The following is an 18,742-nucleotide window of genomic DNA, read 5'->3' on the forward strand; positions in this document are numbered from 1 at the left end:
ACCCTCTTACTAGGAACCTTGATACTGGACGACTTGTTGATCGATCGCACCGAAGATCGACTGCCCTTCCCTGTTTAGCATCTCCAACTTGATGGAGTCACCAAAGGTCATGAAGCGTGTTGTCGGTTGACCATCACGAATCGTCTCAATCATGCGCACCTCTGCGATACACGAATAACCTACGCCGCCTTCTTGAATAGACGTGCCATGATCTGTGCCCTGTTTATTCGAGACGGTTCCAGAGCCAATGATGGTGCCTGTCGACAACGGGCGTGTTTTCGAGGCGTGCATCACGAGCTCAGCAAAATCAAACGTCATATCAACCCCAGCATTAGGACAACCAAAAGGCTCATTGTTGTAAGTAGAGATCAGAGGTAGGTGAACTTTACTCTGTTGCCAGTCTTGACCGAGTTCATCAGGAGTCACCGCGACTGGCGAAAAAGCGGATGACGGCTTTGATTGGAAAAAGCCAAAACCCTTGGCGAGCTCAGCCGGAATCAAACCTCGCAAAGAGACATCATTCACCAGCATCAACAAACGAATCGACGCCTCTGCCTGAGATCGGCTCGCGCCCATCGGCACATCACCAGTAATCACAGCGACCTCTCCTTCAAAATCTATCCCCCACTCATCACTGGCAAACTCAATGTCGTCGCGCGGGCCAATGAAGGAGTCAGAGCCACCTTGATACATCAGTGGATCGCTCCAAAAGCTCTCTGGCATCTCAGCGCCACGCGCCTTTCTGACCAGTTCAACATGGTTAACATAAGCACTGCCATCCGCCCATTGATAAGCGCGTGGCAGCGGTGACTCGCAAGTCGCCGCCTCAAAGGGTTCGCTGCCTTCGACTCTCTGGTTATTGAGTGCTTCATACAATTCAACCAGTGACGACTCAACCTGTTGCCAATGATCCATCGCCATCTGCATCGTCGGAGCTAGATGCAAAGCATGGAAGATTTCTGTCGCAGGAACACATTGTGATAGATCTCGACTCACGACCATCAATAGCCCATCGCGAGTCCCGTTTTTCTTCGTTGCTAGTTTCATCCTTGCTCCCTACCTCTCTTGCCAACTGTAGACATATTGTTTGTTCTCTACCGCGTCTAGTTCATCAGAAAATGATAGAGCGTGGCGTGTATCAATCATGACGGCGACTTCATCTGTGAAGGTTTTCTTATGCTCCAACCCTGCTTTGAATGCCTTAGGGTGAGGGCCATGCGAAAAACCTGCAGGATGGAACGTCACCATCCCTGCTTCAATGTTGTCGCGACTGAAGAAGTCACCCGCATGGTAGAAGAGCACTTCGTCGTAATCATCGTTGTTGTGATAAAACGGCACCTTAAGTGCGCCGGGGTCGCTCTCTATCGGACGCGGCACAAAAGTACAAACCACAAACCCCGCTCCAACAAAGGTAGTGTGAGCAGATGGCGGTAAGTGGTAACGGTGCGACATTAAAGGTCGGATATCGCGCCAATTAACCTTCACAACCGCTAGGTCACCATGCCAGCCAATCGCATCTAATGGATTGAATGGATAAGTGATCACACTCGTCTGGTCATGGCGCTTCACATGCACTCGCGTCTCGTTTTCTGAGTATTGAGCCTGAAACGCCTCATCGATTGAAGGCACCTCAAGCACCGCAGGATCGAACACCGCGTGGTTACCCACCATGCCCTTCTCTGGCAAGGTATACGCCGCATCGGTGTTTTCAATCATCAAGATAAACATCGGCTCATTCGGCTCTAAACGCCAGCTGGTGGAGCGCGGGATCATCACATAGTCGCCATCTCTTACCTCTAAGTGGCCATAGTCACAATAAAGATGCGCACTGCCTTGATGGATGAACAACAACTCATCGCCATCGGCATTACGAACTAGGTGCTCCATATCGCTATCGACTCTCCACACCCGTATCTTGCAATTGGCGTTGTGTAACAGGTGTGGTACTTGCCAAGGAGATGTCTGGCTGGCGGCTTCAACACGGCTAAAATCAAAGGCTCTAGGACGCAGATCGCCCTCCCACTCCGACCAACCAGTCGGGGCATGCTGATGATGAAAATGCGCAGCAGGGCCAAAGAAGCCGCTTCGCCCCGCTTCTCGCTCATAGATTGCCTCTTTGGGAAAATCAGCGTGTGCTTGCTTCGAGCACGTACCCTCACGGTGAGGAAAAGGGATCCATTTACTCATCGGTCAATACTCCGCGTCGGATCTGATCCTCTTCAATCGATTCAAACAGCGCTTTAAAGTTACCTTCACCAAAGCCCTCGTTCCCCTTGCGCTGAATGATCTCAAAGAACACTGGTCCAATAACGGTTTGAGTAAAGATCTGGAGCAAAATGCCATCTTTCGTCGGTGCGCCATCAATTAAGATACGTAAATCTCGAAGTTGGCTGGTATTTTCGCCGTGGCCTTTTACGCGCTGGTCGACTTTCTCGTAGTAAGTGTCAGGGGTTGGCATAAAGTCCATGCCTCGGTCGCGCAGAGTAGACACCGTTTGATAGATATCATCGGTCGTCAGGGCGATGTGTTGGATCCCCTCACCGTTATATTCGCGAATGAACTCTTCAATCTGAGATTTGTCATCAGAGGACTCGTTGATTGGGATACGGATCTTGCCACACGGAGCGGTCATAGCTCGACTGACAAGACCTGTAAGCTTACCTTCAATGTCAAAGTAGCGGATCTCTCTGAAGTTCCCAATGCGCTCATAAAAGCCGGACCATAAATCCATATTGCCTTGTTTGACGTTGTGGGTCAGGTGATCAATCTCGTACAAACCCACATCTGCACCGGCTAACCTCTGATCCGCGTCATCGTAGAAGCGGAAATCGACATCATAAATACTCTGCTTTCCGTAGCGGTCAACAAAGTACAGAAGGCTCTCACCGATGCCATAAATCGCAGGGATGCTAAGCTCCATTGGACCAATGTCTGTGATGTACTCCTCTCCCCCATTGTTCAGCGCCTGTTGTAGCGCAGCACTGGCATCGTGAACGCGAAAAGCCATGCCGCACACTGACGGGCCATGTACTCTCGCAAACTCCTCAGCTTGGCTGTGAGGTTGCGCATTAACAATAAAACTGATGTCCCCTTGTCGATACAGCCACGCCTCTTTTGAGCGGTGCTTGGCAATCTCGGCAAAACCCAGTGACACAAACAGCGCCTTAAGTTGTTCTATCCCTTCATCATTAGCTGCTGTGTACTCAACGAATTCAAAACCATCCGTACCTAACGGGTTGTAGCTATCGACCATGTTTCTCTCCTTGTGAAAATTGAAGCACGCAGAACGTGCCTAACTTAAACGTGGAACAGAATTCGAAATATTGAAAATCTTCAATTAAATCAGTCAAAACGACAAGTTACCCCGAAAAATGTAAACAAGATGTTACACCCAATAGTAAGGGCTCTGAAAGTCAAACCAATCAAGCGATTGAACACTAAAAGCGTGGTTTACAAGACAGGCCAAGTGTGAATGAATTGTTACAATAGGATGATTGATTAAGTTTGTTGTCAAACGGATCAGAGCATAACGCGCACAAAAAAACGGGCCATACAAACAGTCTTGTATGACCCGTTGGTGTGTCTAGACGTGAGAAGATCTAAATGATTTGCTGCTCCACTCCATCTTTGTCTTGTGCTTGCTTTGGCTGACTCAAGAACTTCTCAGCAGCGGCCAACAGCTTATGCTGGTTAACAGGCTTGGCGATGAACTCATCCATCCCTGCCTCAAAGCAAAGGTGCTTGTCTCTTTGCACCACGTTAGCGGTTAGGGCAACAATGGGTACATGTCGCTCAGAGCCCTCTTCGATGGCACGAATCAACTTGGTTGCTTCAAAACCATCGAGTACTGGCATCTGACAATCCATAAAGACAATTTTGTAGTCCGCCTTTTGATACATCTCAACGCCGATCTTACCGTTTTCAGCAATATCTACCTCAAGCCCCAGCTTTTTGATCATCATCTTGGCGACTTGTTGATTCACTCGCGAATCTTCAACCACCAGCGCTTTGCCTTCAAATTGCGGCAGTGGTGCTTGCTCTGCTTGAGATTCTGCTTCAGGAGACGGTTGCTCAGTCGAAACAGACTTGAATGATACTTCACCTCGGTTGGCATAAGTGAAGCCCTTCTCAGAAGCGCGGTTTGAGAGGACACGGTTCACCGTCCACTTTAATTGGTTATCGTGGTAAGGACGCGCAATATACGCCACATAACCCACTTGCTTAGCTCTCTGCTCGTCCTCAAGGTGTGGATCTGCGGATATCATCACAAGGAGTGGGCACTGGTCTTTGAATCGTTGCGTTAAGGTCTCCGCTAATTGGAATCCATCAACGGATGGCATTACCTTATCAATCAATATTAAATCGTAAGGGGTATTTTTCTCTAGCGAAGCTGCCACTAATTTAACGGCCTCTTCAGCACCATCACAACTGACCGACTCGCAACCGAACGCTTTCAGTTGAGCGGAAGTAATGCGCATATTGAGCTGACTGTCGTCCACTAGCAACACCGAGACCTTGTTCATATCTACTTGGGTTTGTGTCACTTCACTGCACACATCAAAGTCAGCGGAGAAGTAGAACGAGCTGCCCTTACCTTCAATACTGTACAGTTCCAGCTTAGAGTCCATCAATGTGACAATTTTCTCACAGATCGCCAGACCAAGTCCGGTACCGCCATAGTTTCGAGTGGTACTGCCATCAGCTTGTTGGAACTTCTCAAAAATGCTGACCTGCTTATCCTCCGCAATCCCGATCCCGCTGTCTTTCACTTCAAACTTAATTCGAACCTTGTCGCTGTTTGGGGCGCCATTCAATGATGGCTCTAAGAACAAGGAGAGCGTCACATGACCTTGTTCCGTGAATTTAATGGCATTGCCGACTAAATTATTCAGCACCTGACGCAGTTGAGTTCCATCGCCTTTGATCACCGCTGGAATACGCGGGTCGGTTACCAATTGGAAATTCAACGATTTTTGTTCAGCTTTAATACGGAATGTCGACTCTACATCATCAATAATATTAGCAATCCGGAAAGGCTCTGATTGTAAGTCGAGATGCCCAGCCTCAATCTTAGAGTAATCGAGTATATCGTTGATAAGGTCTAAGAGCGTCAATGATGAAGTGTTGAGCATGCGAACATACTCTTTTTGCTCTTTGGGCATATCCATATCCGCCAACAACGATGATAAACCGATGATCCCATTCATTGGCGTGCGTATTTCATGGCTCATATTCGCCAGAAACTCACTCTTGTTTTGGTTAGCGACTTCAGCGGCTTCCTTTGCCTGCTTTAATTCTTCATATTGCTGACGAATACGTTCGATTGACTGGTTATAGCTATACTCAAGTGTGGTGATTTCATCAGAGTAGGTATGTCCAACCGGTGCTAGCTTTTGCGGGCCAGCTTTCTGGTCTTGTTCATCAATTTGAGAAGAGATGGTCATCAAACGTCGAACGACAAGGCGATAAACAACGGTCAGACACACAAGTGATAGCAGGAATACCTTCACTGCCTCAAATACGGCCAGAACCAATACTCGATCAACAAAATCATCCAGAATAAGGTTAAGGTCTGACTGCACTGTCAATGTCGCGAGCGGGTATTCTTTCCCCCCCATCTTGTAAACCATATCCCAAGTTTTGGAATAGGCTCTACCGACAATGGGTTGCCCTAACTCAGTCACAACTTGGTTATCGTCTTCAATAAGAAGATAGCTGACCGTAGGTAGCTGAAACACACTCTCTGCTTGTACTTGCAGTTGATCGCGATCCTCAACCCAAAGGCTTGAGGTTAATCCAGGAAGGTGACCCGTTTTTACTTGGTCAATTTGAGTGCTGATGTAAGAAACGCGATCTTGGTACTCAACATATAGGCTGAGCCCTGTCACAATAACAGTGAACAAAGTGCTGATAGCGATAATAATCCCGATGAGTTGTCGAGATAATCCGATATAGCGCTTTCCTTGTTTCACCATAGATAAGTTCCGTTTATTAAGTTTAGTAAATTACTATTACTCAACTAGTATAATAGTAGTCGTCCTACAAATAACCAGGGAAGGTTATGAAAAAATATCTTCTTTCAACTGCAATAGCAGCTTTATTTTCAAGTGGTTACGCGTTCTCATCCGAACCACTCCATTACTACATCATTGCAAGCCAAGCTCAACCTTTTCAAATAGAAAAAGAAGGCGGTGCGCATGAAGGCATGGTGACAGACATCGTCAAGGCCGTCTTCGAAGACAGCAACTACGACATCAACTATCACACCTACCCATTCAATCGCATGATCTCTAAGCTTGAAGCTCGAGAAAACGACAACTGGGTAACCTATGGCAGCCCAAGCTGGGGAAATATCCAAGCTGAGAACCTCTCAGACATCCCAATTTACAATGTAAAACACGCTCTACTAAGCAGCAGTAAGAAACCATTTGAGTTCAATAGCATCGACGATCTAGAAGGCAAGGCAGTGGTACTGCTGCTGGGGTTTGAATACCCAAACCTTGATCCTTATATTGCCGAAGGCAAACTCAATGAAATTCGAGTGAAAGACTATACTGCCGCCTTCCGTGTTCTGAATCGAACTCCTGGAGACACTGTGTTTGTCGAAATGGAGTCACGAATCAAGTACAACCTCAACGATCAAAACCTTGATATCAATGACTACCAGCTACAAAGGTTTGGTTCGGTAATTAATGATTACCCTATTCACCTCGCCTTTGACCCTCAAATGAAGCCTGAACTGCAATCATTTATCAATCAGCGCTTAGTAGAAATGAGAGATAATGGGCAACTTGATGATATTGTTAACAAATACCTTTAATTTACCCACATACCTTTGATCAACCTTTGTAAAAATGAAGCCTCAAGTCTCACTTGGGGCTTTTTAGTATCGTGATTAGTATTGCGCCTTGAAGCTTTCTCTTGGACGTGCAAACAACAGTGGTACAGAAAACAAATCTCGCTCACGGTGTGTTTCCATAGGCTTTAAACAGACAGGCTGAGCATTAAGCTGGCTGCGCACGCTCATCAAGATTCTACCAAGATGATTTTCCCCCTTGCCATCTCCCCCATCTCCCCAAAAGCTATCTTTGTGGGAATGCTCTTTGATCACTGAATCACCCGTATTGATAAGAAACAACGCGAAGCAAGGATTCTGTTTGAATTTCTCCGTCACGATAAAGCGCATAACGTCCACACGAATGTCATACCAATCGTCACGCACTTGCGCGTCAAAGTCACGACTCAGTGAAAAAGCTTCTGCGGGCGAGCTTGCTGTGTAAATCTGTTGCCTCAGCTTTTCACAGGTAAACTTCATTGCTTGATAATAGTGCTCGCTGGTGGCCCACACCTTATCTCCCACACGAATTGGGCAAGCCGCAAAATTTGAAAGGTAACCATTTGGATCTTCGGGCTCATAAAACAGAACCTCTTTGTGACTCGCCATTGTCTACTCCTCACCAACAGTGCATCTCAGCGCCTATCTTTTCTTTTAAAACTAGTGCTGCGTAATGGTAGTGTCAAATAGGGGGAGCTTATGATTTATGAGTCTGTGAATGGGGTTCACTAAAGTGGTAGGAATAGAGTGCAGTACAATGGAACATGAGACAGATAGAGCAGCATTGCGCTGCTCTAAAAGAACTGATCAAAGATCAATGAATCAAGCCTAATTCTCTCGCTTCTTCAAGGCTCAAACCGCTTTCTCTAATTTCTCTAAGAGCCTCAATACGACGGCGAGCTTCAGCCGATTTCATCTGTTTCTCTGGTTTTAGGGATACTTCTTCATCACCATCCCACTTGTTTGCGATATTCGTCATTTCATCATGGTTGATTGAATTAATGGACATGTTTTCCTCCGAAAAGCACCATGTAATGGACAGGTAATCTGTAGCAAATGCCATTTCTGTTGTTAAGAATTTCTGTACCGAAATGTGATGATTCCGACGCTTCATAAAGCTAATTAACAAATGCCTCATTTATACTTTGCCAAGCCGAATTTATGCCATTACATTTAAAAGATTCCCCATAAGAAATGTGGTTTGATCTAACTCTCACTTTCGTGGCCTCCCAGACGACTTGCTCCCCTGAAATTTCCTGCAAACGGATACAAATTAATTACGAGTCACTTCAATATTTCTGAGCTCTTTGCTTTCCCTATAAGTACAACATGATATTGATAATAATTATCAATATCATAACGAGCGATAACTATGTCCAGTGAACTAAAAAGCGCGCCACTGATTGAGGTAAAAAACCTCTGTGTCGACTACATCACCGACGATGGTGACTTCAATGCGGTTAAGTCTGTGAGCTTCCATATTGGCAGAGGAGAAATCTTTGGCCTTGCCGGTGAATCAGGGTGTGGCAAAAGCACCATCGCCTTTGCCATTAACCGCCTGCACAAGCCGCCTGCCTTTATTTCTGGTGGCGAGATCTTGTTTAATGGACAAGATCTATTGAAACTCTCCGATTCTCAACTCAACACATTACGCTGGAGCGAGATTGCCATGGTATTCCAAAGTGCCATGAACTCTCTAAATCCAGTATTGACCATCCAAGAGCAGTTCGCCGATGTACTTCGTCATCACAAAGGAATGAACGACGAGCAAGCTAAAGACCGCGCCGAGAAGCTGTTAGATCTGGTCAACATCCCTCGCAATCGTCTTCCTGAGTATCCTCACCAGTTCAGTGGCGGGATGCGACAACGCCTAGTTATTGCCATTGCACTAGCATTGAATCCCAAGCTAATCATAATGGACGAGCCAACAACCGCGCTTGATGTGGTAGTACAGCGGGAGATCTTGCAACAGATACACCAACTAAGAGAAGAGTTCGGTTTCTCTATCCTATTCATCACCCATGACTTGGCGCTAATGAGCCAATTGTGCGATCGCATTGCCATTATGCGCTATGGCCAGATTGTCGAAGTCAACGATGCCCATGAAATCCGTAACAACCCACAGCACGAGTACACCCAAAAGCTATGGAGTTCATTCCCAAATATTCACGAACAGTCACACGCGATTGCGAGCTAGGAGATCATGATGCAGAAACCAATTATTCAGGTTAAAAACGTCGTTAAAGAGTTCACGGTCGGTGGTGGGCTGGGCAAAGAAGAGATTTTCAGAGCACTACATGGCGTCAGCTTTGACCTCTATGCGGGGAAGACTTTGGCGCTGGTGGGTGAATCAGGTTGTGGTAAAAGCACCTGTGCAAGATTGATGACCAAGGTCTACCCTGCCACCGAAGGTGAGATTTTGTTTAATGGTCAGGACATCTCTACGCTTAAAAGCCGTAAGGAGATTCTAGATTACCGCAGCAAGGTACAAATGGTATTCCAAGACCCATTTGGCTCACTCAATCCGACTCACACCATAGAGCACCATCTAACTCGCCCGCTTAAGATTCACAAACAGGTAGACTCAAAACAAGCGCTTGAGAGCCGCCTCAAAGAGTTATTAGATCTGGTCGAGCTTCCTATCGAAACTTTGGCTAAGTACCCACATGAGCTCAGTGGAGGCCAAAGACAGCGTGTTAATCTAGCAAGAGCACTCGGTGTGGGCGCACAAGTGATTTTGGCTGACGAGCCGACCTCAATGCTCGATGTATCAATTCGTTTGGGCGTATTAAACCTCATGCAAAGAATGAAGAAGGAGCTCGGTATCGGTTTCCTTTACATCACCCACGATCTCGCGACCGCTCACTACATAGCAGAAGAGACCGCGGTCATGTACAAAGGGCAGATCGTCGAGTGGGGATCAACTCAATCGATCCTAACCAACCCACAGCACCCTTACACCAAGCTGCTGATTTCAGCAGTACCGGATCCCGATCTTCCATTTGGCGAACTGGTAAAAAATGAACCAAACTATTCAGTAGATGCCGACCTCGTACGCGAGCGGAGCAGTATTATTCAGCATCAAGTGAATCAAGTTGCTGAAAATCATTTTGTAAAACATTGGGATAGTGTTGCATGAGTGAATTAGACGCATGGTTAGAGAGCATCGAAACTTGGTATCGCTCTCGAAAGCATGATCAAGTAAGCAAACTCGAAAGTCTGATCTTAACGCCTCCAGATGCGATCTGGGGGCCGTTGATCAACGACAAGCAGAGTAAGGCGATTGCATGTTGGCTCGATGGCTGTTTACGAGTTTATACCCACTACAAACAATCCACTATCGACCAGTCAGATAAAGCCTTTCAATTCGTGATGTTTGCTTATAGTAAGCTGCAAGCGGTATCGAGTGATGCTGCGGCGGAAACAGAACTGCGCGACTGGTGCACAAAACGTATGCAACATTTATGCGTGCTTGCGCTCGAATTTGCTAACCAGCAACAAGACCCACGTTGGCAAAGCGAGTCGGAAAGATTGATCGAATCCCATGTAAAATTCATGACTCATCACCCGCATAACGGTGATCAAGTGAATCAACCGTCTTACGTTCATTGATCGCGGAAAGATGATCAAGGAAATCACGGCTAATTTCGGATCTCACTCTTGATCATGCTTTCGATACTGAGACCAGAACAACGCCCAATAATCACTTTGATGGCAAGTTTAGCCACTGATTTTTAGGCAAAAAAAAAGCGAGCTCCAGTGGAACTCGCGAAAAATCTATTCAGTATGATGTAACAAAATATGAGCCAATCTATTAATCATAAGAAAGGACAAAAGGTTGTCTATTCGGGATAAATAATAACCAGTGGCATCAAGCTCAATGTCAGTGAATTGTCAGCGTTAGGTGCGTTTACCATCAATATCCAATCAATTTCATGAAACGATTCATCGAGTCACTATTTCGCCAACTTCTAGCCTATTCAGAAGCACATCAACTTAGTGACCGATGGCCATCTCATCTAATGCTTGAAAGACGTTCTCGTCCAAGTGCCCTTCATGAATCTGCTTACACACTTTTCGTCTTACAGCCAATCCGGAGATCAAGCGTTCGATCGACAGGTGTTTGTTGGTATCACGATCGTTATACAGTTCAATGGTGCGGCTTAACGTTTCGTAAGGAATCACTTCCTCTGCCACTCTCAACCAATCAAGCTTCTCTACAAGCTCTGAGCACTCTTCTTTAATTGAAGCGTGTGAATGTCCTGTCATAGCGGAAAGAGCCGTTATACTGCGTTCTAGAGCCTCTGGAGAGGTATATCGAGAAAGAGTAATGGTGATTTCATCAGCATTGATCTCAACAGAGTGCTTTCTCAGCTTAACTCGACGCCCCAACTTGCCGCGCGGTGAAGGCGCTTTTCGCTGAATAGGCTCGAACTCTCCATCGATAATTTCTGACAGCTCTTCTAACTTCTGTTTCGACACCATTTCATTGCGCAGAGGGTTTGGCAATGTTGGCGCCATGTTGCGCTTACCCGCATTGGTGGTACGAGCACGTGAATAGCGAAGAACTTCTTCCACATTGCACTTAATATCAACCTGGTAATCGACCGTTTTATCTTTTTCGATCATTGAGGTGATCGTTAGATGGTAACCCCATAAATTGACTAAGAATGTATCGTCTTGATCGCTGACTTCACCCAATTTCCTTAATTCTCGGATCAAATCCATCGAAAAACGACGCCAATCGATGTTTCTCGCAAGTTTTTGGTTCAGTTCACTCAACAACATGCAATCGGAATGACGACGCGCCATACGGCTTCTGAAGTAAGAGTAGAGCTGGAATACCAAGGTATGCTGCTTCAGAATTTCAGGCGGAAACAGGAAGAAGTAATCGCGAGTAAGCAGTTCTTCGTAAAACGAAGGTTCCCAAACAAGAATGTACAGATTAGGTTTAATGCGAATTTCACCGTCAGCGCCCTCTGTTGGTGCCTCTTCTGACGCTGTGATAGTACGCGCTAGAAAGCGGAATCGGTCACTCTTGAAGCCCTCTGGCATATTCTCGCTCAGCCAGCGACCGGTCAGTTCATGCAATTGAAAATCGGTAAATTCGATACGATCAATACTGTCGCGAATGGAGTCGCGTGCTGGGCCACTGTCTTTCTTACCACGAAGAGAAAGAATATCCGTAATGTACAGTGGCGTTTTGTTAGGTGTTGATTTTGCATCAAGATGATAATCATCTTGGTGGTGATCATGATACTGCACCGTAAGCGTAAACAGTGCAAACAACGTCATAAGATCGTCAACAGTCATGATATTTTTCGATGATCTTGTCTCGATCACAGCTCGTGTTCCTGAGATCGAAACCATCGATTTTTGATAACTTTTACGAGTGCGTGGTGGCGCTAACGCTTGATCGATAATACCAGCCCAGTTAGTCGGTGAGACGATAAATTGATCCGCCTCGTCCTTCATCGTTGGTGGCGTATTTAAGCCGTGCTCGTTCAGCAAACGCTTATTCACTTTCGTTTGAGCCAATGCTTTAGAACGTTTCTGTTTCTCGCTCTGTTTTACGCTTTCAGTGACTAAGCTAGTTGCACCGAGTACTGAGATTAATTGATTCGGATTAACAAAGCGATGAAGCATGGTTTTTCCGGCTAGACCTTCTTCGAAGCGAACCGGGATCTGTTTGAAAAGGCCAATATTAACGGCTGCTCGTAGTCGTTGTTGAAGTGCGGCACGAGTGACTTGACCATCTGTAGCATCAATGATTTCAGTTGTGGATACATAACCATCTTTACTGCTAAAACCACGCAGGGAGATCAGATTAAGGAGCTCAACAATACTTTTGGTAACGCCCTTAAAGTGTTGATACTGCTCTATCCATTCTACTGCGCTTTCTGATACCTCAAATAAATGACCATCTTTGTGGCTTCTTGCCTTAATCAGTAATTTTTCATCTGGTTTCATTTTTGATCCGTATCACACTAGCCGTAATTTCACTATAGTTCCTGAAGAATAAAGAAAAAATGATCATAAATAAAGAGAATTTATTATCTTTTAAATAACTGATCTTTTTGATTAATCTGATCTTAATTGATTAAGTGATCTAATGATCTGGCGGCTAATACCCTTGTAAGTTGCTGAATAATAGAGATAAAAAAATATAGCACTGGAAAGCATGATCATATAACTATCGAAAACATGATCAAAGTAATTCGGAAAGCATGATCAATAAACGCCAGAACGATGATCACTAAGTTATTGTAACTATGATCATTATCGTTCCGAAAGCATGATCATTAGCACTCTACAGCTTATCCACAGAAGGGAATGAGTTCGTCGCCTATGGAACTGAATTGTGAATAGAATTCGTCACACATGATTAGGAACGATGATCATGGAAAGGGGAATTTGCTGTGGTTTTGCTCGTCATTGCCGAATATTTCGCCTTGTTTGAGGTTTAAGGACCTAATCTTCCATTCAAGCCAATCGTTGGCACTGTTGGGGAAGCATGATCACGAAATAAAGTGACATTTGTATTTCAATTATATGTTGATTGAATTTTCAGGCCAAACCTCGAAATTAGGGCTCAAACCCCAGTCTATCTACATTCTTCCGTAATTTAGACTCAGAATTACATGCTTCCGGAGCTATATACACTTGATCATTTTTCCGAAGATGGATCTTATTGAAAAGCACAATGGCTTGATCAAGAGATGGGTTAATATCCCTTGATCATGCTTCGTCGACCGTGGTTTTGTGGAACAATGAAATGGTGACTCTCCTTGATCATAGTTCCGTTCTGACAGTGCTAGATGCGTCCAATATCGCGTTTGCCACGATTTCTATTTAATTGCTCATGAAGGCTTGATTGAACTGTGACTCTATAGAATTCTGTTCAAAACCTCAAAACCTCAAAACCTCAAAACCTCAAAACCTCAAAACCTCAAAACCTCAAAACCTGTTTTTTCAATAGAAATCACATTCACCGTAATCTGTGCTTGAATTTCAATCGTTCCGAAGAAAATGCACTAAAATTCATTTACATTGTAAATTGGTGACAATGTAACATTTTAAAAGTGGCTAGTTGGGTGACGCATTATCGTGGATATTTGGGGTGATTTTTTGTTCAGCTGTCATCATTACTTAGCACACAAAACAACACAAGCAATCAATTTTATGTGATTTTACTCATAAATGGATGTTCATGTTTTTGTTGGATTTGTCCTTATTTGCTGTACAATTCTTACTAAGTTAACCATAACGGAAATTGGCAATGAAAAGAGAACAAACGATTGATAAGCTCTATCAGCTAGCCGAACAGACTCAACAAGTTCAGGCTGACAGAATTGAGATCATCTTAGAGGAGCGAAGTGATGAGCACTTTCCTCCAATGTCTAAGGCAATGATGGAGACACGCTCAGGTCTAACTCGTCGTAAACTAGACGAAGCGATCACTAAGCTTGAATCGGAAGGCCATCAGTTCACAAAAAATAACGCCAACCATTACTCGATTTCTCTTACCGAAGCACACATGCTAATGGATGCTGCTGGGGTAGCTAAGTTCCACGAACGCAAGAAACACGCAGACAATAAACCTTGGATTATTAACGTTCAGAACCAGAAGGGTGGCACGGGTAAATCAATGACAGCGGTACATTTAGCTGCTTGTCTCTCTCTTAACTTGGATAAGCGTTACCGTATCTGTTTGATTGACCTTGATCCACAAGGCTCTTTGCGTCTGTTTTTGAACCCACAAATCAGTGGTACGGAACACGACAGTATCTATTCGGCTGTTGATATCATGTTGGATAATGTGCCAGAAGGCCAAGAAGTGGATTCGGCGTTCTTACATAAAAATGTTCTACTTCCAACGCAGTACCCGAACTTGAAAACGGTGTCTGCGTTCCCTGAAGATGCGATGTTCAACGCGGAAGCATGGCAGAGTCTGTCTCAAGACCAATCTCTCGATATTGTTCGTCTATTGAAAGAGAAACTGATTGATAAAATTGCTGATGATTTTGACGTGATCATGATTGATACCGGTCCACACGTTGACCCGCTAGTATGGAATGCAATGTACGCGTCTAACGCTCTATTGATCCCATGTGCTGCTAAGCGTCTTGATTGGGCATCAACCGTTAACTTCTTCCAGCACCTACCGACGGTTTACGAAATGTTCCCGGACGATTGGAAAGGCCTTGAGTTCATTCGCTTGATGCCAACCATGTTTGAAGATGACAACAAGAAACAGGTTTCTGTATTAACAGAAATGAACTACCTGTTGAATGATCAAGTTATGATGGCAACTATTCCTCGTAGCCGCGCATTTGAAACGTGTGCCGATACTTACAGCACGGTTTTTGATTTAACGACAAGTGATTTTGAAGGCGGTAAAAAGACACTGGCTGTCGCTCAAGATGCCGTTCAAAAGAGTGCTCTCGAATTAGAGCGTGTATTACACAGTAACTGGCCTTCACTTAATCAGGGATAATCAACATGGCAATTAAAACATCTGACTTAAATGCAAAGCTATTTGGTAAAGCGAATAAGCGCCGAGTAGCGACTCCTCAAGAAGCTCAAACGGCAGCAAAAGAGCAGGCTCAAGTGATTGAACTGGCTGTTGCTGGTGAACAAATGGTGTCTTTTGAGCTTGTTCGTATTCCTGCTGACCAAGTGGCAACACAGACCGTAGTCTTTGAAGAGAATGCGCGTGAGCAATCTTTTCTTAACGAACACGCACTTTCTGACGTTTTAACCACACTGAAAGAGCGTGGACAACAATACCCAGCTGTTGGTCGCAAGAACAAAGATGGCAAGATTGAGGTTCTAGACGGTAGCCGTCGTCGTATGTCTTGTATTCTTGCGGACAAAGAGTTCCTTATCTATATCGCAGAGAACATTAACGGCGAACACGCAAAGTTCCTTTCTGACGTTGCGAATGCACACAAGCCTCTGTCTCTTTATGAGAAAGGTAAAGAGATGCAAGCTAAGTTAGACAAAGGCGAAGCTGAAGATCAAAAAGCATTGGCGAAAATGTTCCAGTGTAGTGAAGCGTTAGTGAGTGGCGCATTAAAAGCAGCCTCGCTTCCATTGGAGTTGCTACAAGCTTACCCAAATGTAAGTGACTTGGGTCGTCCAACTATCGTAAAACTTCACAAACAGTTTGGTGCTTTGAATGAAGAGCAGCAACAAAGCTTACTGACTAAATGTGATGCTACTGATGGTTTTGTTTGGCAGCGTAGCGACGCACAAGGTGTTACGCGTTTGACAAAAGATGTGACTGAAACGCTAGAGAACTGGATTTCTGAACTAGCGCCAGCACCAGCGAAAAAGGCCACACCAAAAGTTGAGTTGGTTAAAGGTCGCGCTTCTTATAGCCGTAAAGGTGCCAACCTAGCGTTGAACCTTAAAAAAGTGGATGATGCGACGATGGAAGAGATCCTCGCTTTTGTTCAATCTAAGCTTAACTAAGCTCCTAGTAAATCAATTAAAAGCCGCTTGATGCGGCTTTTTCTTTACCTGTGATAAACTGTGTTGAGATGAACGTGGACACAATTTATGACGACTCTTCCTTTCTTAACTCAACTCTCGACGATTGCCTTTCATAATAACCACCGCTACGGCGTTCTACTCGAAGGCGATGAAGCGTGGCAATCCAATGAGCTGCAGTCTTATCTCACTTATTTAAATAACTCAAACTCAGATAACTCCAATTTAGATGGCAACAAGGCGTTCGTTTTGGGTGACCTGAATATGCCCGGCGTTACTACGATTGCGTTTAATAAAGGGCAGCAGTTACTGGGCCAAGAGTGCCAAGTTTTGATTTGTGATTTTAAAGCTGGATTTGATGCAAACAGCTTTACCGCTGCGTCAGGTGCGTTAGTTGGAGGAGGGCTTCTTTTTATTATTCCACCAACAGATTGTGATACGACTTTTTCAAAAACTGATGGGGCTTTAAATAACAATCCGTTCGCCTCTTCAAGCAATAAAGCGTTGTCTGATGTTTGGCTAAAGCTTCAGTTTGATAAGCTCATCGGTTTATCTCAGCAAGCTCCGTCAAAAGAGTCGGAACCTCCCACACTAACTGACACGATATTTGCACCTGATGGCTTCGATAAATACGCGCAACAAAAGCACGCGATTGAAGCGATAGAAAAGGTCATGTTTGGTCATCGTAAACGCCCCTTAGTTCTAACGGCTGATCGCGGTCGCGGTAAAAGCTCAGCTCTGGGGATCGCTTCGGCCAATATTATGAAGTCAAAAGACTGCGTTACTATCGTCGTCACAGCGCCCAACGTTAAGGCTGTTCAACCTCTGTTTGAACACGCGCAACAGCAACTACCGAACGCTTCGATGGAGAACCGTCATACACTCGTTAGCGGCAAAAGCAGAATCGTTTTTGTTGCACCTGACGAAGTACTCAGAACTCAGCCTGATTGTGACCTTCTGTTGGTTGATGAAGCGGCTGCAATCCCACTGCCAATGTTGAAGCGTATGGTCGAGCGTTATCATCGTATGGTTTTCTCAACCACGGTGCATGGTTATGAGGGGAGTGGGCGTGGCTTTGGTATCAAGTTTGAAAAGTGGCTCTCTGAGCATCGTCCGAATTGGCGCTCATTTAAACTTGAACAACCTATACGTTGGAACGTAAACGACCCTTTGGAAGATTGGCTGTTTGAGACTTTCTTACTGGATTCTGATATCAACGTGTTGCCTAAAGATGTTGAGCTTAACTCTGATGAATTGTCCTGGCATCAATTTGATAAGCAGGTGTTACTCGGCAACCCGACAATACTGGCTCAATGTTTTGGCTTGTTAGTCAGCGCTCATTATCAAACGTCTCCCAATGATTTGATTCAACTTTTGGACAACCCAGAAATGTCACTGCATGCACTGTTTTCAAATCAGCAGTGTTTGGGTTGTGTTTTGACGGTTGAAGAGGGCGCTTTGGATGATGAGCTTATCAAAGACGTTCAACTTGGAAAGCGTCGCCCTCGCGGTCATCTGGGACCAACACTTATCGCTAATCATTTAGGACTCCATCAGGCTGGAGTTGAGAAATGCCTTAGGATCATGAGAATTGCTGTTCACCCTGATATTCAAGGTCGTGGAGTAGGGCAGCAAATGATTGGTCATTTAGTGAGGTCAAATATTGATTTTGATTATTTGGCAACGAGCTTTGGTGCGACTCACGAGCTTATCGATTTTTGGTGTAGCAACGACTTTGTCTCTGTTCATCTTGGCCATCAGCGCGATCAATCTAGCGGCTGTCATTCACTATTGATGTGCCGAGCTTTGAATGAAAACAGTCATGATTGGATTGTTCAGGGAAATCTTCACTTTGACTCGAGCTTGCGTTATCTGTTGTCGACGACATATGCGTCATTGGAGCCTTCTATCGTACGTTCATTGATTGCCTCTCAACTTGGCAATTCGTCGAGTATAGACAATTCTTCTTTGCTTGCTCACTACGTTGAGGGCGGAAATGGTTTTGACAGTGTCGGCTTTATGCTTGAGAACTTAATCTACGGCTTGGATAAATCGAGCCTTCAACAAGTGACAGACTTGTTGCTTTGGAAAGTTGTTCAGAAAAAGTCATGGAGTCAGTGTTCTGAATTGGCCAATCTTGCTGGTCGCAAGCAAACTGAATCCGCTCTTCGTCAGGATCTTGGATTGCTGCTTTCAAATTTACAGTGTAAATAGAGACAGCCTCTAATCCATCCGACTCATCGATTTACAGTGTAAACTGAACTAGGACTCAATTTACACTGTAAACTCGCTTTTCATATCGGCTGTTTTGCCCTTCCTTTGCCAACTTGAATTATTGCTGATTTGTACTAGCGGCAATAAATTCACTCCCCTGATTCTCTCTCATAGACCTACCTGACAGTGTCCACATTA

The 18,742-nt window shown here is 44.9% G+C and carries 14 protein-coding genes; 7 read left to right on the forward strand and 7 right to left on the reverse strand.

Annotation, left to right across the window (positions count from 1 at the left end; translation table 11 throughout):
* Positions 1 to 9: 9 nt before the first annotated feature.
* From L1D60_RS01370 to L1D60_RS01385, 4 genes are all read right to left on the reverse strand, one after another.
* Entirely contained in the window at positions 10 to 1,047 is a 1,038-nt protein-coding gene (locus L1D60_RS01370; protein WP_239839384.1) for a fumarylacetoacetate hydrolase family protein, read from the reverse strand.
* Positions 1,048 to 1,056: 9 nt separating this feature from the next.
* Complete coding sequence (locus L1D60_RS01375) at positions 1,057 to 2,187, reverse strand: homogentisate 1,2-dioxygenase (protein WP_239839385.1); 1,131 nt, start codon at positions 2,185 to 2,187, stop codon at positions 1,057 to 1,059.
* Positions 2,180 to 3,253 (reverse strand): 4-hydroxyphenylpyruvate dioxygenase, encoded by a 1,074-nt coding sequence (gene hppD / locus L1D60_RS01380; protein WP_239839386.1) that lies wholly within the window; start codon positions 3,251 to 3,253, stop codon positions 2,180 to 2,182. The genes L1D60_RS01375 and hppD overlap by 8 nt, the downstream gene beginning before the upstream one ends.
* Positions 3,254 to 3,599: 346 nt before the next feature.
* On the reverse strand, positions 3,600 to 5,975 hold the full coding sequence (locus L1D60_RS01385) for a response regulator (protein ID WP_239839387.1): 2,376 nt from the start codon (positions 5,973 to 5,975) through the stop codon (positions 3,600 to 3,602).
* A gap of 86 nt (positions 5,976 to 6,061) precedes the next feature.
* Here L1D60_RS01385 and L1D60_RS01390 point away from each other — a divergent pair, with 86 nt between their 5' ends.
* A complete protein-coding gene (locus L1D60_RS01390; protein ID WP_239839388.1) occupies positions 6,062 to 6,820 on the forward strand; it encodes a transporter substrate-binding domain-containing protein in 759 nt (252 codons plus the stop codon).
* 75 nt (positions 6,821 to 6,895) lie between these two features.
* On the opposite strand, the gene L1D60_RS01395 is transcribed toward L1D60_RS01390, so the two are convergent.
* Together L1D60_RS01395 and L1D60_RS01400 are read right to left on the reverse strand one after the other, a co-directional pair.
* Positions 6,896 to 7,444 (reverse strand): NADAR family protein, encoded by a 549-nt coding sequence (locus L1D60_RS01395; RefSeq protein ID WP_239839389.1) that lies wholly within the window; start codon positions 7,442 to 7,444, stop codon positions 6,896 to 6,898.
* A 205-nt stretch (positions 7,445 to 7,649) separates the two neighbouring features.
* Entirely contained in the window at positions 7,650 to 7,844 is a 195-nt protein-coding gene (locus L1D60_RS01400) for a hypothetical protein (protein WP_032553733.1), read from the reverse strand.
* A gap of 363 nt (positions 7,845 to 8,207) precedes the next feature.
* Between L1D60_RS01400 and L1D60_RS01405 the strand changes: the two genes are divergently transcribed.
* Genes L1D60_RS01405 through L1D60_RS01415 form a run of 3 tightly spaced genes read left to right on the forward strand, consistent with a single transcriptional unit; the run spans position 8,208 to position 10,447 of the window.
* The gene (locus L1D60_RS01405; protein WP_239839390.1) at positions 8,208 to 9,032 is read left to right on the forward strand and encodes an ABC transporter ATP-binding protein; all 825 of its coding nucleotides are present in this window, start codon (positions 8,208 to 8,210) and stop codon (positions 9,030 to 9,032) included.
* 9 nt (positions 9,033 to 9,041) lie between these two features.
* The gene (locus L1D60_RS01410; RefSeq protein ID WP_239839391.1) at positions 9,042 to 9,974 is read left to right on the forward strand and encodes an ATP-binding cassette domain-containing protein; all 933 of its coding nucleotides are present in this window, start codon (positions 9,042 to 9,044) and stop codon (positions 9,972 to 9,974) included.
* Complete coding sequence (locus L1D60_RS01415) at positions 9,971 to 10,447, forward strand: transcriptional regulator (protein ID WP_239839392.1); 477 nt, start codon at positions 9,971 to 9,973, stop codon at positions 10,445 to 10,447. Before L1D60_RS01410 ends, L1D60_RS01415 begins: the two co-directional genes overlap by 4 nt.
* 384 nt (positions 10,448 to 10,831) lie before the next feature.
* On the opposite strand, the gene L1D60_RS01420 is transcribed toward L1D60_RS01415, so the two are convergent.
* A complete protein-coding gene (locus tag L1D60_RS01420; RefSeq protein ID WP_239839393.1) occupies positions 10,832 to 12,805 on the reverse strand; it encodes a replication initiator protein RctB domain-containing protein in 1,974 nt (657 codons plus the stop codon).
* Positions 12,806 to 14,114: 1,309 nt separating this feature from the next.
* On the opposite strand from L1D60_RS01420, the gene L1D60_RS01425 reads away from it, so the two are divergent.
* The 3 genes from L1D60_RS01425 to L1D60_RS01435 all read left to right on the forward strand — a co-directional run bounded on the left by L1D60_RS01425 (position 14,115) and on the right by L1D60_RS01435 (position 18,544).
* Entirely contained in the window at positions 14,115 to 15,332 is a 1,218-nt protein-coding gene (locus L1D60_RS01425) for a ParA family protein (protein WP_239839394.1), read from the forward strand.
* 5 nt (positions 15,333 to 15,337) lie between these two features.
* Complete coding sequence (locus L1D60_RS01430; RefSeq protein ID WP_239839395.1) at positions 15,338 to 16,312, forward strand: ParB/RepB/Spo0J family partition protein; 975 nt, start codon at positions 15,338 to 15,340, stop codon at positions 16,310 to 16,312.
* Between the two features lie 87 nt (positions 16,313 to 16,399).
* Positions 16,400 to 18,544 carry a GNAT family N-acetyltransferase gene (locus L1D60_RS01435; RefSeq protein ID WP_239839396.1) on the forward strand — a complete coding sequence of 715 codons (2,145 nt, stop codon included), beginning with the start codon at positions 16,400 to 16,402 and terminating at the stop codon, positions 18,542 to 18,544.
* The last annotated feature ends 198 nt before the right edge of the window (positions 18,545 to 18,742 follow it).

Origin of the sequence: Vibrio sp. Isolate30 (assembly GCF_022397975.1) — a bacterium.
Taxonomy (GTDB): domain Bacteria; phylum Pseudomonadota; class Gammaproteobacteria; order Enterobacterales; family Vibrionaceae; genus Vibrio; species Vibrio fortis.

Bases quoted from the DNA above. Each gene is read 5' to 3' on its own strand.
- hppD (WP_239839386.1), bottom strand. From the start codon at position 3,253: ATGGTCGATAGCTACAACCCGTTAGGTACGGATGGTTTTGAATTCGTT.
- L1D60_RS01425 (WP_239839394.1), top strand. From the start codon at position 14,115: ATGAAAAGAGAACAAACGATTGATAAGCTCTATCAGCTAGCCGAACAG.
- L1D60_RS01395 (WP_239839389.1), bottom strand. From the start codon at position 7,444: ATGGCGAGTCACAAAGAGGTTCTGTTTTATGAGCCCGAAGATCCAAAT.
- L1D60_RS01400 (WP_032553733.1), bottom strand. From the start codon at position 7,844: ATGTCCATTAATTCAATCAACCATGATGAAATGACGAATATCGCAAAC.
- L1D60_RS01390 (WP_239839388.1), top strand. From the start codon at position 6,062: ATGAAAAAATATCTTCTTTCAACTGCAATAGCAGCTTTATTTTCAAGT.
- L1D60_RS01410 (WP_239839391.1), top strand. From the start codon at position 9,042: ATGCAGAAACCAATTATTCAGGTTAAAAACGTCGTTAAAGAGTTCACG.
- L1D60_RS01370 (WP_239839384.1), bottom strand. From the start codon at position 1,047: ATGAAACTAGCAACGAAGAAAAACGGGACTCGCGATGGGCTATTGATG.
- L1D60_RS01430 (WP_239839395.1), top strand. From the start codon at position 15,338: ATGGCAATTAAAACATCTGACTTAAATGCAAAGCTATTTGGTAAAGCG.
- L1D60_RS01405 (WP_239839390.1), top strand. From the start codon at position 8,208: ATGTCCAGTGAACTAAAAAGCGCGCCACTGATTGAGGTAAAAAACCTC.
- L1D60_RS01375 (WP_239839385.1), bottom strand. From the start codon at position 2,187: ATGAGTAAATGGATCCCTTTTCCTCACCGTGAGGGTACGTGCTCGAAG.
- L1D60_RS01385 (WP_239839387.1), bottom strand. From the start codon at position 5,975: ATGGTGAAACAAGGAAAGCGCTATATCGGATTATCTCGACAACTCATC.
- L1D60_RS01415 (WP_239839392.1), top strand. From the start codon at position 9,971: ATGAGTGAATTAGACGCATGGTTAGAGAGCATCGAAACTTGGTATCGC.
- L1D60_RS01435 (WP_239839396.1), top strand. From the start codon at position 16,400: ATGACGACTCTTCCTTTCTTAACTCAACTCTCGACGATTGCCTTTCAT.
- L1D60_RS01420 (WP_239839393.1), bottom strand. From the start codon at position 12,805: ATGAAACCAGATGAAAAATTACTGATTAAGGCAAGAAGCCACAAAGAT.